At 42.7% G+C, this 16,589-nt stretch carries 10 protein-coding genes; all 10 read left to right on the forward strand.

What is annotated here, in order from left to right; all coding sequences use genetic code 11:
- The first annotated feature begins 126 nt into the window (after nt 1-126).
- The 10 genes from ACOOEY_RS06815 to ACOOEY_RS06860 all read left to right on the forward strand — a co-directional run bounded on the left by ACOOEY_RS06815 (nt 127) and on the right by ACOOEY_RS06860 (nt 16,573).
- Entirely contained in the window at nt 127-471 is a 345-nt protein-coding gene (locus tag ACOOEY_RS06815) for a PadR family transcriptional regulator (RefSeq protein WP_420387921.1), read from the forward strand.
- A complete protein-coding gene (locus ACOOEY_RS06820) occupies nt 464-3,085 on the forward strand; it encodes an ABC transporter permease (RefSeq protein ID WP_420387922.1) in 2,622 nt (873 codons plus the stop codon). Before ACOOEY_RS06815 ends, ACOOEY_RS06820 begins: the two co-directional genes overlap by 8 nt.
- A gap of 140 nt (nt 3,086-3,225) precedes the next feature.
- The gene (locus tag ACOOEY_RS06825) at nt 3,226-3,567 is read left to right on the forward strand and encodes a PadR family transcriptional regulator (protein ID WP_420387923.1); all 342 of its coding nucleotides are present in this window, start codon (nt 3,226-3,228) and stop codon (nt 3,565-3,567) included.
- A 3-nt stretch (nt 3,568-3,570) separates the two neighbouring features.
- Nucleotides 3,571-6,240, forward strand: coding sequence for an ABC transporter permease (locus ACOOEY_RS06830; protein ID WP_420387924.1), 2,670 nt, complete (start codon nt 3,571-3,573; stop codon nt 6,238-6,240).
- 146 nt (nt 6,241-6,386) lie between these two features.
- Entirely contained in the window at nt 6,387-6,722 is a 336-nt protein-coding gene (locus ACOOEY_RS06835; protein ID WP_420387925.1) for a PadR family transcriptional regulator, read from the forward strand.
- A gap of 1 nt (nt 6,723) precedes the next feature.
- A complete protein-coding gene (locus ACOOEY_RS06840) occupies nt 6,724-9,312 on the forward strand; it encodes an ABC transporter permease (protein WP_420387926.1) in 2,589 nt (862 codons plus the stop codon).
- Nucleotides 9,305-11,911 carry an ABC transporter permease gene (locus ACOOEY_RS06845; protein ID WP_420387927.1) on the forward strand — a complete coding sequence of 869 codons (2,607 nt, stop codon included), beginning with the start codon at nt 9,305-9,307 and terminating at the stop codon, nt 11,909-11,911. Before ACOOEY_RS06840 ends, ACOOEY_RS06845 begins: the two co-directional genes overlap by 8 nt.
- A 154-nt stretch (nt 11,912-12,065) precedes the next feature.
- Complete coding sequence (locus ACOOEY_RS06850) at nt 12,066-12,407, forward strand: PadR family transcriptional regulator (RefSeq protein ID WP_420387928.1); 342 nt, start codon at nt 12,066-12,068, stop codon at nt 12,405-12,407.
- Nucleotides 12,397-15,060, forward strand: coding sequence for an ABC transporter permease (locus tag ACOOEY_RS06855; protein ID WP_420387929.1), 2,664 nt, complete (start codon nt 12,397-12,399; stop codon nt 15,058-15,060). The genes ACOOEY_RS06850 and ACOOEY_RS06855 overlap by 11 nt, the downstream gene beginning before the upstream one ends.
- Before the next feature lie 160 nt (nt 15,061-15,220).
- A complete protein-coding gene (locus tag ACOOEY_RS06860; RefSeq protein WP_420387930.1) occupies nt 15,221-16,573 on the forward strand; it encodes a cytochrome-c peroxidase in 1,353 nt (450 codons plus the stop codon).
- The last annotated feature ends 16 nt before the right edge of the window (nt 16,574-16,589 follow it).

A 16,589-nucleotide genomic window follows, 5' to 3' on the forward strand; every position in this document is an offset into this window, starting at 1 on the left:
TTTCAATACAATAATTCTAACGATTGGGTCATCAGCTATTACAGTTGATGACCTTTTTGATTCATATTAAATCGACAAATACGAAATATTAACTACATTTAATCGACAAGTACGAACTTAATACACATGAAAGGAACAAATATTGGTGAATTCGAAGAGTTGGTATTACTCACAATTGGAGCACTTCATCCTGAAGCCTACGGAGTAGCCATTAAGAATGAGATTAAACAGCTGGCAGGTCGGTCAGTTACCCTCAGCACCGTGCACGCCTCCCTGAACCGGCTTCAGGATAAGGGAATGATAAAGAGCGAAATGGGAGAAGCCACCAGTAAACGGGGTGGCAAACGTAAGAAGTTCTTTTCGATTACAGCTTTCGGAGCCAAGACTTTGGCCGATGTTCGGGAGCAACGCGAGGCTATCTGGCAAATGATTCCGGATGCGGCCCTGCCTCTAAAAATAAATCATGCCTAAGCAGGAACATCATCTTCCACCCTCCCTGGCCAGACGCTTTTTGCGCTGGTTCTGTAAGCCTTCACTACTGGAGGACATTGAGGGAGATCTTATGGAAGACTTTAATGATCATATAGAATCGAAAGGTTTAAAGAAAGCCCGGTTACTCTACCTCTGGGGGGTAATCCGCTTCTTCAGACCTTTCGCCATAAAACAAATGTCAAGCTCAAAATTCACAACAACTATGTTTAGTAATTATTTCAAAACATCCCTGAGGAGCATAGCCAGGAACAAGCTGTTCTCCTTTATTAATGTATTCGGTCTGGCTGTTAGTATGTCAGTCTGCCTGTTGATGATCTCCATTCTAACGGAAATCAAAAGCTACGATAAATTCCATGACAGAGCTGGTGATATCTATCGGATTACCAACTCCTACCAATACCTGGATATGGAGGAGCCCTCAATGTATGCCTCCACTTCTATCATTGCCGGAAAACGCCTGAAAGAAGAAGTCCCCGGGGTTGAAGCAGTCACACTGATGAGAAGAAACTTCAGTGGTGATTTCGATTACAACAATGAAAAATATGTACTCAGTGGCTTTTGGGCCGACCAGGACTTCTTCAATGTCTTCTCATTCGAAGTACTCTATGGCAACCCTTCTACAGCACTATCAGAACCTCAAAGCCTTGTTATTACTGATGAAACTGCTTTGAAAATCTTCAATGAATTGAACGTTGTCGGTAAGACGGTCATGAAAAGAGACGTCCCCTATCAGGTCACTGCAGTAGTAAAAAAGCCTCCCTTCAATTCACACCTAAAATTTTCCATTATCGGTTCAATGATCACCTTCGAAGAACCCAGAATGCAGGATAATCCGAACGGATGGTTAAGCTGGCAAAACATGTGGATGAACTTCGCTTACTTCAAGGTGAAGGAGGACTATTCAATCGAAAATATTCAGGCAGGTCTGGATGTCATCAGTGACGATCAGAACTCGCGAGAAGAACACCTGACTATTCAGCTTCAAAGCCAGTCTATACTCGATATCATGACTGGCCCTTCGATGTACAATGAACCCGGAGTTACTATGGGCAGCAAAACACTCTGGATTCTGGGCTTACTCTCATTTGTCGTTATTCTGTCTGCAGGATTCAACTACACCAATCTTTCCATAGCCAGATCACTCAGGAGAGCCAAAGAAGTGGGTGTGCGAAAAGTAGTGGGCGCCAGAAAGTCGCAGATATTCTCCCAGTTTACTACAGAGGCTTGTATTATTTCCATCTTCTCTCTGGTTCTCTCCTACTTTATTTTCTTAATCATCAAGCCACTCTTTCTTAACCTCAATGGTCAGATGTCGGGAATGCTCAAACTTGAGCTAACCTTAGACAATGCTTTATTCTTTATTGCCTTTGCTCTGATAGTCGGACTTACCGCGGGCTTTATGCCTTCCTGGGTACTATCAAGATTAAGGGCCATTCAGGTACTGAAAACCAATGCCGAGACAAGGCTTTTTTCCAATGTGAGTGTAAGAAAAATACTTATCGTCATCCAGTTCACCCTGACCCTCATCTTTATCATATCAGCTCATATTGCCTTTAACCAATTCAGGTATGCGATGAACTTCGACAAAGGCTTTAACGGAGATAAGATTCTCAACGTACGGTTAGCCGGCAATGAGCCGGATTTGGTCAAAAGCCTCTTTGAAAGTATCCCCGAAGTTAAACAAACAGCCTTATCGGCTATGATCCTGGGTACAGGTGAAAGATGGGGCGACAATCTGAAGTATAAAGACCCGCTAGATTCTACTACGCTATATTACTCTTCCATAGACCAGAACTACCTGCCTATGCTTAAACATGAAATCATTGCAGGTTCTAATTTTCAGGTCAGTCCATTCTCCGGAAAGGAATCAGAAATCATTGTCAATGAACAGACCCTAAAGCGCTTTAATATCGGTAGCCCTCAGGAGGCCATAGGGGAACAATTAAAGGTTGGGCCCGATATGCTGACTATTGTAGGTGTGGTAAAAGACTTTCATTACGACCGAATTGACCAACCGATAGAGTGTTTTGGATTCAGACAACGCCTGATTGATATTCAACACATCAACCTGAAACTGGAAACATCGGACCTTCTGGGCACTATGGATAAGTTGAGAGCTGCCTGGGACGATTTCGACAAAGTTCATCCTTTTAACGCCCGGTTCTATTCCGACTATATTGAGCAAGCCTATTCGGAATATGAAGTTATGTTCACTATAGTCAGTTTCCTGGCCATCGTGAGCATTTCAATTGCTGTGCTGGGATTGCTGGGAATGGGCGTTTATACAGCTGAGACACGCCTAAAAGAAATAAGTATTCGAAAAGTATTGGGAGCTTCTGAAAGTAGTCTGGTACAATTACTGGTCAAAGGATTTATGCTCCTGCTACTCATTGCGGCAATCATTGCCATACCAAGTACATATTACATCTTTGACCAGATAGTTCTTGCCGACCAGGTAAATCGCATATCCATTGGGCTGAATGAATTGGGGCTGGGAGTCCTCTTTATTTTTGCTATTGGCCTCCTTACCATTGGCTCACAAATCTGGAAAGCAGCACGCTCTAACCCTGCTTCTACTCTCAGAAACGAGTAAACCATTAACACCTTCCATTTAAAGACCTGATGCCGGTAAAAGGCATCGGGTCTTTTGGTTTATGCAAAAAAGCGCCAGATAAAATCGTCATTTACGAATTTTATTACATACATTTAATCGTCATTTACGAATTAAATACAATGAAAGGAACGAACTTGGGCGAATTTCAGGAACTGGTATTGCTCACTATTGGCATCTTATACCCTGAAGCTTATGGTGTTGGTATCAAAGAAGAAATTCTCGCTAAAACCGGAAGAAAGGTTACACTAAGCACCGTACATGCCGCACTTAATCGCCTGGAAAAGAAAGGGCTGGTTGAGAGTCATTTTGGCGAAACCACACAAATCAGAGGAGGCAAACGTAAGCGCTATTTTAAAATGACTGCTTACGGACTGAAGACCCTGGAGGAAGCGCGAGCTCAGAGAGAAGAGCTTTGGAAGGCCATACCTCAGCAGGTTTTGCAAATGAAAACTTCATACTAACCTATGTCATTAAAAGGTCATATACCTCCTCGTCTCCCCCTGAAGTTTCTCAGGTGGTTCTGTAAACCAGAATTACTCGAGGATATTGAGGGTGATATAGAAGAGGATTTTAACAAAAGGTACTACAAGAAGGGAAAGAGAAGTGCGACTATCGCTTATTATTTCGATGTGCTTCGCTTCTTCAGACCCTTCGCTATCAGGTCAATATTCAAAACTCAAAATTTCAATAGTATGATTGGTATCAACACCAAAATTGCTTTCCGAAACCTCGGTAAGCATAAACTCTATTCATTCATTAACATAGCCGGACTGGCCATTGGTATAGCCGCCTGTTTGATGATTGCCCAATATGTGAGCTTTCAATTCAGCTTCGAAAATCAAAACCCACTAGCCGAAAGTATCTACAGGGTACATACTTCTACTGTTCAAGGCGGTGAAGTCCTAAACAACAGCCACTATTCCGGATATAATCTGGGACCGGCATTAGCAGAAGACACACCAGAGATTGAACGCATTTCAGAATTCCATCCCTTTTATGGCGGGGCCATTGTCAGTATGCCCGAAGATGTAAACAAATCATTTAGAGAGTCGGAAAGTGAAATTGTCTTTGTTGAACCTTCTTTCATTCACATGTTCAACCTCCAGTTTCTGGAAGGCAACCGCGAGTCTGCCCTCAACGATCCCAGTTCAATCGTCATCTCCAAATCCTTAAAAGAGAAGTATTTCGGAGCCAATTACACAGACTCTGTCATAGGCCAGGAACTGAGTGTTAATGGAGGCTGGGCCAATGGTAATTTTGTTATTAGTGGAGTCATTGAAGACTATCCTGAGAATTCTCACATAGGTTTTAACCTACTACTTCCTATCGCTACTGTAATGCTGGATTCTCAATATCAATCAGACGATGCAGGTTGGGGTTGGAGCAATTTCCTCCTTTATGTACAGCTCAATCAAAATAGCTCCGAAGCGCAGGTTGAGGCTAAAATCAAAGACCTGATGTCTAATTATGTCGGGGAGACTCTTGAGTCCGAAGGAATTGCCCAGGAGTTATCACTTCAAAACATTAAGGACATTCATCTCCATTCTGAGGTCACAGGAAATGATATAGCTAAGACCGCAGACCCTACCTCCGTTTACTTTATGCTGATTATAGCCGGTTTTGTCTTAGTGATCGCCTGGATCAACTTTATTAACCTGTCTACTGCTAAAGCCTCTGAAAGACATACCGAAGTTGGAGTGAAGAAAGCCATGGGAGCACTTAGAGGGCAGCTAATGAGTCAGTTTCTTGTAGAAGCCTTTTGGATTAATACACTAGCCCTGGCCCTTTCAATAGGCTTGGTTTTTTTCCTGGCTCCTAAACTGGAAAGTGTGGTTGGGCAAAACATTTCACTTGACTTTTCTAACCCGGCAATCTTGTTCACTATTGCCGGTCTGCTAGTATTTGGGCCAATATTAGCAGGATTCTATCCTGCAATGGTGATGTCTTCCTTTAAAACCATCCAGGCATTGAGAGGAATCAAATCTACCAAAATGGGCAAAAGATTCGATCTACGTCAATCTCTGGTAGTATTTCAATTCATTATTTCAAGCTTACTGGTAGCAGGAACTTTTGCAGTTTCGAACCAACTGAGCTTTATGCAAAAAATGGATAAGGGTATCGACACAGACCAGGTACTGATTGTCAAAGGCCCTGAGGTAGATGTTACAAGACTTAAAGTTGAGGCTTTCAAGAATGAAGTTAAAAGCATTTCAGCCGTAGAGCATTTTTCTTCATCTAGAAGTATTCCCGGAGCCGGATACAACTGGGGAACTGAGGTAAGAGCTTCCGGAACAGATCAGACTCAGAATAAAAGCATTGAAATTACCTGGGTAGATGAGGAATTCATGGATTTGTACGGCCTGAAAACAGTTGCCGGCAGAGATTTCTCCTCTGTCGTAGAAGGTGGCCCCTATGGTGTAATCATTAATGAAGCCGCTGTGGAAGATCATAAACTAGGCAGTCCGGAAGAAGCCGTTGGTAAGCACATGATTTTTGGCAGCGACACAGTGAGCATCAGGGGAGTAATGAGCAACCATAATTGGAAATCGATGCATGAAAATTACAGTCCGGCCATGTTTATGTATCGACCACTATCAGGAGACTTCTTTTCCTTCAAGGTAAATGAGTTAAACCTGAGTGAGACCATCAGTCAAATCGAATCGACTTATCAGGAAAGGCTACCAGGCAACCCAATGGAGTATTACTTTCTTGACGACTTTTTCAATAGACAGTACGAGTCAGACAAGACCTTTTTGTCTATGTTCAAAATCTTTGCTCTCTTCACTATTATTGCTGCCTGCTTAGGGCTACTTGGTCTCGCCTCCTTTATGGTAACCCAAAGGTCTAAAGAGATTGGGATTAGAAAGGTGCTTGGAGCAAGTAGTGGCAATATCACCTTACTCTTCTCAAGAAAGTATCTTTTCCTGATCGTCATTGCCAACGTAATAGCCATACCCCTGGCCTATTTTGGCATTGATCAATGGCTTCAGAATTTCGCCTTCCACATTGATATCGGATTTAAGTTATTCGTTTCACCAATGGTCCTGCTTTTATTAATTGCAGGGCTGACTATCTCAGCTCAGACCCTAAAAGCAGCCAAACTTAATCCTGTCAAAAACCTTAGGAACGAGTAAACAGGAAACATATTAACCGATCCGATAATGCCATCATGGAATCATCCATGATGGCATTTTCAGTTTGACTCATTAAGAAATTACTTATTTAGTCTTCATTTAAGAATTTAATCTATATATTTCATCTCCATTTAAGAATTAAATACATGAAAGGCACCTATCTGGGAGAGTTTCAAGAAGTCGTTTTACTCACCATTCTGGTATTGGACAGCAATGCCTATGGCGTGAGCATCCAGGAAGAAATCGAAAAAAGAACCGGCCGAAGTGTGAGCCGAGGCGCTCTACATACTGCCCTTACCCGGCTTGATGAGAAGGGCTTTATCAGCTCAGAATATGGAGGAGCCACTGCTGAAAGAGGCGGCAGACGCAAACGCTTTTATCAGGTAACCAACCTTGGAAAAAGTGCATTGGAAGAAGCCAAAGCATTGCGAGAAGATTTATGGAGCAGCGTTCCTAAAGTGGCATTAAATAAAATGAGCTAAGATGGCCAGGCAAACACCACAATTCTGGACACGTCTGTTCAAATGGCTTTGCTCTGAAGACTACTTTGAAGAACTACAGGGCGACCTTGAGGAATCATTTCTCAGGAATATTGAAAGGCACGGACTCAAAAAGGCCAGGCAGCTCTACGGAAAAGAAGTAATCAAAATGGTGCGTCCTTCCGTGTTGAATTTCAAATGGCAAAACAACTCTGGCAATCACTTCTCATTATTTCAATTGCATCTTATTCTGGCATTAAGAAACATTGGGAGAAACAAAGTATTTAGTCTTGTCAATATTCTTGGGCTTGGAGCCGCCATTGCTGTTTGTATCTTCATGCTTAATATACTTTACACCGGTTATAGCCTGGATAGACAGCATCAGAATCATCAGCGTATATTCAGAATCACTACACAGATCACCAAGAACGAAGACTTTCAAACACACTACGCTACCACCGCCTTTGGCCTGTATGAAAAAATAAGGGAAGAGCTACCTGATTTGGAATCACTCACTCAGGTTAAAAACTCCTTTAGTCCAAAAATAGAAATATCAGGAAGTGAGATTGGCCTGCAAGGATATTATACCCAGCGTAATTTTTTCGACATCTTTTCATTTCCTACGCTTTCGGGAAACATAGATGATGTATTCAGAGATATTAATTCCATCGCCATTACAGCAAGCGCAGCACAAAGGCTCTTTGGCGGGGAAAGTCCACTTGGTAAAGTCACTACAGACGGCCATGTAATCAGAGCAGTTATCGAATCCCCGAAAGGCAAATCCCACTTCGACTTTGAAGTAATTGGCAATATTGAAGCTTATGAACTACGTAAAGGCGAATTATGGCAGCCCTATTCCTCCCACTACCTTTATATTAAATTATTGGACGGAAGTTCTCCTGAGCAGATCAGTCAAAAGTTAGAAGCCATTTCAAAAGAAACCAACAACATTTCTCATATCACAGCCCGGCAGCACCTGAGACTTCAACACCTTACCAGCATAGCCTTTACAAAGAACAGAATCTATCAGGAACTAAGCATCATCCCCGATTTTTCAACAGTTTACATTTTTGGTGTTCTCATCACCATCATGCTGTTCATGGCTTGTTTCAACTATGCTAACCTTTCAATGGCCAGAGCCATTCAGAGAACCAAAGAAATAGGAATCAGAAAGGTTAACGGAAGCACCAGATGGCAGATAGCCCAACAATTTCTGGCAGAGACAATGATATTTGCCATTTTAGGATACGGTGTTGGACTGACCATATTCTATTATTTCGCTCCGTTTATAGGCGAGGTAGTTCCAGAACTCCAATCAGTCTTTATGCCATTGCCAAACTCTGGACTTCTGGTGATACTCTTTGTCTTTAGCCTGATCACCGGAGTATTTGCAGGAATCAGCCCCTCTATCTACTTCTCCAAGATCTCTCCTCTTGCACTTTTCAGATCAAAGTCTAAAGGACAAACATTCAACCTCTTCGCGATAAGAAAAATCATCATATTCTTCCAGTTGAGCTTATCGGCTTTCGTTCTATTTCTGGTAATGCATATCCTGAACCATAATAAGAACTTAATTAATGAAGATTTAGGAGCGAACAAGGAAAACATCATCGTCATTGAAAAACCTGGAAAGAGTGCCCGTTTACTTATTAATGAGCTGAAGAAAATACCAGCAATTGAGGCTTTATCGCTCACCAGCAATTTACCTGGCATGGGGCTGGAAGGAATCATTTCAATAAATGACAGCATCGAATCCAGTCATGATAACTGGATCTATGTGGCCTTTACTGACTCCGAATTCGGGGAGGTCTTTCAACCCAAAATGGTAAACGGAGAGTTCTTTAGTGCTAACGACAATGACTGGCTCAATAATGAAGCGGTTATCAGCAAATCGGCAGCCATCACTCTTGGTCTCGACCCTAAAAACGCAGTTGGTTCTACATTCGGGCCCAAAAATCAATATCAAGTCAAGGGAGTCCTGGATGATTTAATCATGGCCGGACCTTACGACAAATCTCAGGCTTCTTATATCATTCTTCGGAACAGAGACAACCCTTCGAAGCTGGTCACAAGGCTAAACGGGATAAACAACACTGAGACCATTTCTGCTATGAGTAAAGCCTGGGAAAGAATTTATCCTGAACAGAAGTTTGAGCCACGGTACTTCAACAACCTGCTAAAAACCAGCTTCGAAGAAGTTGAAGCTGTTGGTAAAGTCTTTGGGTTCCTAGGTTTTTGCATTATCAGCATTGCTTTCCTGGGACAATTTGGCTTAGCCGTCTTTACCGCAGAAAACAAAATTAAAGAGATAGGCATCAGAAAGGTATTAGGAGCCAGCACCATGAAAATCTGCCTTTATCTAAATAGCCAAAGCCTTAAAACTACCTTATTGGCGGGCCTTGTCGCTAGCCCGCTAGCCTTTCTGGTTTTTGGTGAATTGGTAGGAAATGCCTCAAGGCTACCAATACAATTCAGCATAACTCAGGCTACTCTTGGCCTCCTGTCTCTTTGCTTCCTGCTGGTTGGGGTAATTAGTACTCAGACATGGAAAACGGCCAGAAAAAATCCATCAACCACATTACGAAATGAATAAACTTCCTCCTCAATATCCTACCCGCTTACTGGCCTGGTTTTGCCATGAAGACTTCTATGAGGAGTTGCAGGGTGATTTGGAGGAGAACTTCTTTAATAACAGTGAAAAATACGGTCTGCGTAAAGCCAGGAGACTTTACACTATTGAGGTACTCCGCTTGCTCAGACCATCGGTCTTCAAAAAATTCAAATCTCAATCTGGTTTACTCCGGAATAACAACAACATCGCTATGATTAAAAATTATCTATTGGTTGCTTTCAGAAGCCTGTCGCGCAATCGCCTTTTCTCGGTCATTAACATTTTCGGCCTGGCCATGAGTATGGCTGTAGCCCTCATTACCATTGCTTTCGTTACAGAGATTAACTCCTACGATCAGTTTCATGCCGATAAGGATAGAATCTACAGAATAAATAATGTGATGGTCAACTCAAATGGAAACTCGCAACCTTATGCCTCCACTTCAGTCAAGACCGGAAACCTCATCAGAGAACAAGTGCCAGGACTGGAGTCAGTCGCCACTGTCTTTAAAGGCTTCAATGGGGATTTCAAAACTGATGAGGCTAATTATAGCTATCAAGGTTACTATGTGAGCCCTGAGTTTCTCGAAATATTCAGCTTTCCTGCTATTCAGGGTGATTTGTCCAATGCCCTTTTGGAGCCTAATTCTGTTGTGATTACTGAGAGTCTGGCGCAAAGAATCTTCAATACGAATGATGTAGTAGGAGAAGTATTGAAAAGAGGGGATAGCCAGTTCAAGATCACAGCTGTATTAGCCGAAATACCTAAGAATTCACACCTGCAATTTGAGGCTCTAGGCTCGATGAGTACACTGGAAAATGCTGAGCGCTACAGCTATATTTTTGACTGGAATACCATGTGGAGTAGCTACGCTTATTTTAAAGTGCAAGAGAACTTCGACTTCGAAGCCTTTGATCAGGTCCTGAATGAAATTGCTCAAAAAGAGAATGAAGCCATCACCCGATATGAGATAATGCTTAGGTATGAGGGACTTGCCGAAATATTCCCGGGAGATGGCAAATACAATCAGGTAGGAACGGTAGTCCCCAAGGAGAACATAGATGCCATGGTTATTCTGACCATCATTGTCATCTTCTCAGCTTGTTTTAATTATGCGAACCTCTCCATCGCACGCTCCTTAAAAAGAGCCAAAGAGATTGGGGTAAGGAAAGTGGTTGGAGCTAAAAGAACCCAGGTATTTACTCAGTTTATCACAGAAGCTGTACTGGTTTCTTTGCTCTCTTTGGTATTTGCCTATTTCCTTTTCAGACTCATTAAACCAGAATTTCTTAGTCTCAATTATTACATATCCAGAACCACTACTTTAGACCTTACACTAAATTCCTACCTCTATTTCTTCGTCTTTGCTGTACTCATTGGCTTCCTGGCAGGATGTATTCCATCGCTAATCATGACACGATTTAAACCTGTTCAAATCATAAAAGGAATCACCAGTATGAAAGTGACAGGTGGCGTGAACATTCGGAAATTCCTGGTAGGTATTCAATTCGTGTTATCCATCGGGTTTGCCGTCCTGGTAACACTGAGCTATAAGCAGTATCAATATGCACTAAACTTCGACCTGGGTTATCAAACGGAATCTATCTTCAATGTGCAGTTGCATCAGAATGACTTCAAACTGGTGGAAGCTGCTTTCAGTCAGGTACCTGAAGTGGAAGAGATTTCGGGCTCGGGTTTTATGCCCAGCACAGGCAGTCTCAATTCAGACCAGGCCAAGGTAATCGGCCAACAGGATTCTATGTATGTCTACAGCATTCGGGTCAACGAAAACTACATTGTCAATCTCGGACATCAACTGATTGCTGGTAACAACCTCGATGATGAAATACAGAAAAAGCAGATGGTTGTGAATGAAGAGTTCATTAAGAAATTCAACCTGGGAAGTCCTGAAGAAGCAATCGGCACAAGGGTTAAGTATTATAATGAAGAAAGAGAGATCGTAGGTGTGGTGAAAAACTTTCACTATGGCACCATCTACAATGACGTTCAACCTTTCTCATTCATTCAGGGGGAAGGTCGATTATTCTATATCAACCTCAAGCTTAACACAGACAACCTACCCAATACCATGGCCAAGTTAGACGAGGCGTGGAAAACAGTAGATACAGACCATGACCTGGAAGGTTCTTTCTTTTCAGAAGATATTGAGCGTACCTACCAAACGCTTTCTTCATCTGTGAAGACTTATGGATTACTGGCGATAGTGGCCATTGGCATCTCCATTTTAGGTCTTTTAGGAATGGCTGTCTATACAGCTGAATCCAAAGTAAAAGAGTTGACCATCAGAAAAGTACTGGGAGCTACCTACTATAATTTATTGAGCCTCCTTTCCAGAAACTTCCTGATTATTCTGATAATAGCAACAGCCATTGCCATACCCGGAGCTCTTTATATTTTCCGTTCAACATTGCAGAACAATATGGAATATGTGATGACGGTTGGTTTCTGGGAACTGGCCAGCGGGGCCCTACTGGTTATTATTGTCGCCATAATAACCATCGGATCACAGGCCACAAAAGCAGCCAGAATGAACCCCGCATCCAACTTAAGAAATGAATAAGGCCTGACAATTCTGGCAATCATAAAGGCTCCTTTCTTGATTAATGGCAGAAAGGAGCCTTTTCATTATTACATCGACACATTCAAACCAATACCAAGTCTACATTTTAGAACTTTATTTTATACATTGCGTCTACAAATTAGAACTAGATAAAATGAAGGGAACAAATTTAGGTGAGTTCGAAGAGTTGGCATTGCTTTCTATCCTGGTGCTTGGAGATGACGCCTATGGCGTAACTATTAAGCGACAAATCATTCAGGAAGGCAATAGAAACATCAGTCGCGGTGCCTTACATACAGCACTTAGCCGACTGGAAGACAAAGGCTTTCTATCGTCCAGACCCGGTGAAGCAAGTGAGGCAAGAGGTGGTCGACCAAAACGGTACTATGAAGTAACCAATAAGGGCAAAGAGGCTTTGCATGAGGCCAAGGCTACTCGCGACCGACTTTGGAATCAGATACCAGAAGTAAGGCTCGAGCTTCAGTATGCCTGGTAAAATCAGTCCTCCATCCTTTTATCAGAGGCTTTTCAGGTGGTTTTGCAGAGATGAATACTTTGATGAACTACAGGGAGATCTTGAAGAGGAATTCTACGAACAGGTTGAAACAGACGGCCTTTCAAAGGCCAAAGCAACATATAAAAAAGAGGTACTGAAAATGGTCAGACCCTCGGTCATCAAAAGGTTAAAACTCAACAATTCAATCCACTACAGCATGTTTAAAATCAACGCAAAACTAGCGCTCAGAAATCTGCTAAAACACAAGCTATACACTGCCATTAATATTGGCGGATTAGCTGTAAGTATAGCGGTATGTGTAATTCTGCTTCTCTATGTAAACAGTGAAACTAATTACGACAACTATCATCCTGATCAGGACAGAACTTACCGCGTAGCATTAGATCGTTTTTATCCGGATCACACCTCACATTACGCAGTCACCCCATTCTCGATTGCTGAACAAGCAGCTATTGACTTTCCAGAGGTAGAAGATTTCACCAGGATATTTCCCGCTGGCTTTGGGGTAACGGTTACTTACAACAATGAGACCTTTCTCGAAAATAACATCATCGCCAGTGAAGCCAATTTCTTCCAGTTCTTCGGAATGAAACTATTGGACGGCAATGCTGAGAACATTTTCAATGTGCCCAACTCGGTGATCATCACCGAACAAATGGCCGAAAAATATTTCGGTAATGACAGTCCTTTGGACAAAGTACTCGAAACGGGGTTAGGCGATTTGGTAGTTACCGGAGTGGTGGAAAATACACCGAAGAATACTCACTTCAAATTTGACTTCCTAATCAATCTGGAAGCCCTGGCCTTCTTTCAGCAACCGAACTTCGTCAACTTCTCTGTCCACAATTACGTCAGGCTTAGTGAAGGCGTATCTCCGGAGACCATCAATGAAAAAATGAAGGAGATAGTCGAGAACTATGCAGCAGGCCAGATTGAAAGAAATCAGCGCATCTCATTCGAAGAATACAAGGCCAGCGGCAATGGATACAGGTACTTCCTTCAGCCTGTTTCCGACATACATCTGAAATCTCAACTAGAAGCCGAATTCGAACCGAATGGAAATATTACCTATGTCTATATCTTCCTATCTATAGCCATCTTCATTGTGGCCCTGGCAGCGGTTAACTTCATTAACCTTGCCACGGCCCGATCTACTGAGAGAGCGAAGGAAGTAGGAATCAGAAAGGTTTTAGGCTCTGAGAAAAAGTCACTCATTAGCCAGTTCATTATTGAGTCAGTCTTAGTGAGCACCATTAGTGTTCTCATCGGTCTGATCATGGTTTATCTGGCACTCCCTCCTTTCAATAATTATCTGGATAAGCAGATCGATATTTTAGCCATGGCCACTCCTGTCAATATTGGGTTGACACTGGTTTTCAGTTTAGCACTGGGACTTGTGGCGGGCATTTATCCAGCCTTCGTTCTGTCTTCATTCAAACCGGTAGTCGTATTGAAAGGCAAACTTATCAAGAGCAAACAGGGCTATTGGATCAGAAATGGACTGGTAGTCTTCCAGTTCTTCATTTCTATTGTATTGATATGCTCCACACTCATTGTCGGACAACAAATGAGGTTCCTGCAAAACAGAAACCTGGGTTTTGACCGCGAGAATGTAATGACCATTCAACGCGCTTTTGGAGTTCAGGATATTGAAACTTTCAAGAACGAGTTGAGCGCCATTCCTGGGGTTTCCCAGGTAGGTATGACTTCTGCCATGCCAGGCAATAACGTTTACTTCGGGGCCTCATTCAGACCTGCCGGAACCAACGAATCCATTGCGTTAAACTGCGCAGTTTTCGGTGATGATTATATTGAAACCATGGGCATAGAGATTGCCACAGGCCGAAGTTTCTCAAAAGACTTCCAGGACACACTTGCTCTCATTGTTAATCAAAGTGGAGCACGAGCATTGGGCATTCAGGATGATCCATTGGGCAAGAGAATCATTAACGTACAAGGTGCCAATAATCCACAGGGTGATATTGTTTACGAGATAGTTGGAGTCATTAAAGACTACAACTATAAATCGCTGCACACCGAAATCACACCATTGGCCATTTTTAGCCGTGAAAGTGCTCAGGGTGGAAACATTGGTAATCTGGCCTTAAAGATAAACCCTTCTCAATCGCAAAATATTCTGGCCAGTTCAGAAGAAATCTGGCAAAAGATGACCCCTAACCAACCTTTCATTTACAGTTTCCTGGACGACAGCCTGGATGATCTTTACCATAATGAAAAGAGGTCGGGCGACATGTTTCTCATCTTTACAGGTATAGCCATCTGGATCGCATGTATCGGACTGTTTGGTCTGGCTACATTTATGATTGGCAATCGTATCAAGGAAATCGGGGTGAGGAAAGTATTGGGTGCCAGTTCGCAAAAGGTGGTTTGGCTACTTCTTAAAGACTTTAACAAGTTGATTATAGTAGCCCTTGTTCTTTCAATACCAGCTGCTGTTTGGGTAATGGGACAATGGCTCGGAAGTTTTGCCTATCGTATTGAAATGATTGATACCTGGGTATCCTTCCTTATTGGCGGTTCAGTTGCCCTTGTGGTTGCCTGGATTACAGTGAGCTACCATTCTATCCGAGCTGCAGTGGCTAATCCGGTAAAAAACCTCCGTACGGAATAATCAGATATAACCACTCAAAGAGCCGGTTAAGTATATCTCAGAATATTACTTAGCCGGCTTTTTATATTTCTTTACTTTTCAAGGAAATAGAAAACATCAAAAGCCTGTTCACATATCATAGAATAATGGTAGGTTAGTTCCTTCTTCAACGCTGTGAACTATGAAAAAGCAATTTTTTAGGGCACTCCTGCTGTGCCTTGTTATCCTGTCATGTCAGGATGATGATGGATTAGAGTCTCCATCTGTGCTCGATGCCGAATTAACGGCACTCTTAGAGAGTAAATCTCCAACAGGAGATATTAGCTATTACCTCCTCCCCAATCCGGATAATCTGGAAAGTATTCCGGCAGATCCTAATAACCCGATCACTGCCAAAAAAGTGGAATTAGGAAAGCTCTTCTTCCATGAAACCGCTTTAGGACGCAAGCCTAAACTGGCTGGAGGCCTGAACACTTACTCATGCGCCAGCTGCCACCAGTCGCGTGCAGGATTTCAGGCGGGAATAAAGCAAGGCCTGGGTGAAGGCGGTGAAGGTTTCGGTCAATTCGGGGAAGGCAGGACTGTACAATCGAACTATGCAGACAATGATCTGGATATCCAACCAATCAGAACTCCTCCGGCACTCAATCTGGCTTTTCAGGATGTAATGCTTTGGAATGGTCAGTTTGGTGGAACAGGCACCAATGCCGGAACCCAAAATGAATGGGCTGCCGGTACACCGAAAGAAGTGAATCATTTGGGTTTTGAAGGCATTGAATCTCAGGCTATTGCTGGTTTCGATGTACACAGGCTTGGAGTTGATGACGATTTCTTTAACACCTACCCTAATTACAAGCAGTTATTAGACGAGGCATTTCCTCTTATGACTGACAATGACCGATATTCCAGCAAAGGTGTTGGATTAGCTATGGCCGCTTACGAGCGAACTATTATTTCCAATGAAGCTCCTTTTCAGAAGTGGCTCTCAGGACAAACTGAAGAATTAAGCCTCGCTGACAAAAGAGGAGCTATTGTATTTTTCGGTAAAGGAAACTGTGTGTCTTGTCACTCCAGTCCGGCACTGAATGATATGGATTTTTACGCTTTAGGCATGGGCGACCTCGATGCCATTAATACCGATCATTCAATTCCGGCAGCACTGGAAGCTTCAAAAGGAAGAGGTGGATTCACGAAAAGGGCTGAAGATGAATACAAGTTCAAAACACCACAGCTGTATAACCTGAAAGACCATCAGTTCTTTGGTCATGGAGGTACTTTTGAATCTATTGAGGCCGTGATTCGATACAAGAACAATGCTACAGTTGAAAGAAGTAACCTGGCAGGACACCCGAACCTCGCTGAGGAGTTTGTGCCACTAGGCCTTACCGATGATGAAATTGGGGACCTGGTAAGCTTCTTAACTAATGGGCTGTTTGATGCCAACCTTGACAGACATGCTCCGGAGTCCGTTTTTTCCGGTGGTTGTGTACCTAACAATGATGATAAGACCCGGCAAGACCTGGGCTGTCAATAAACAAAAAAGGCTAATC

Source organism: Roseivirga sp. (genome assembly GCF_965216855.1).
In the GTDB taxonomy this organism is placed as follows: domain Bacteria; phylum Bacteroidota; class Bacteroidia; order Cytophagales; family Cyclobacteriaceae; genus Roseivirga.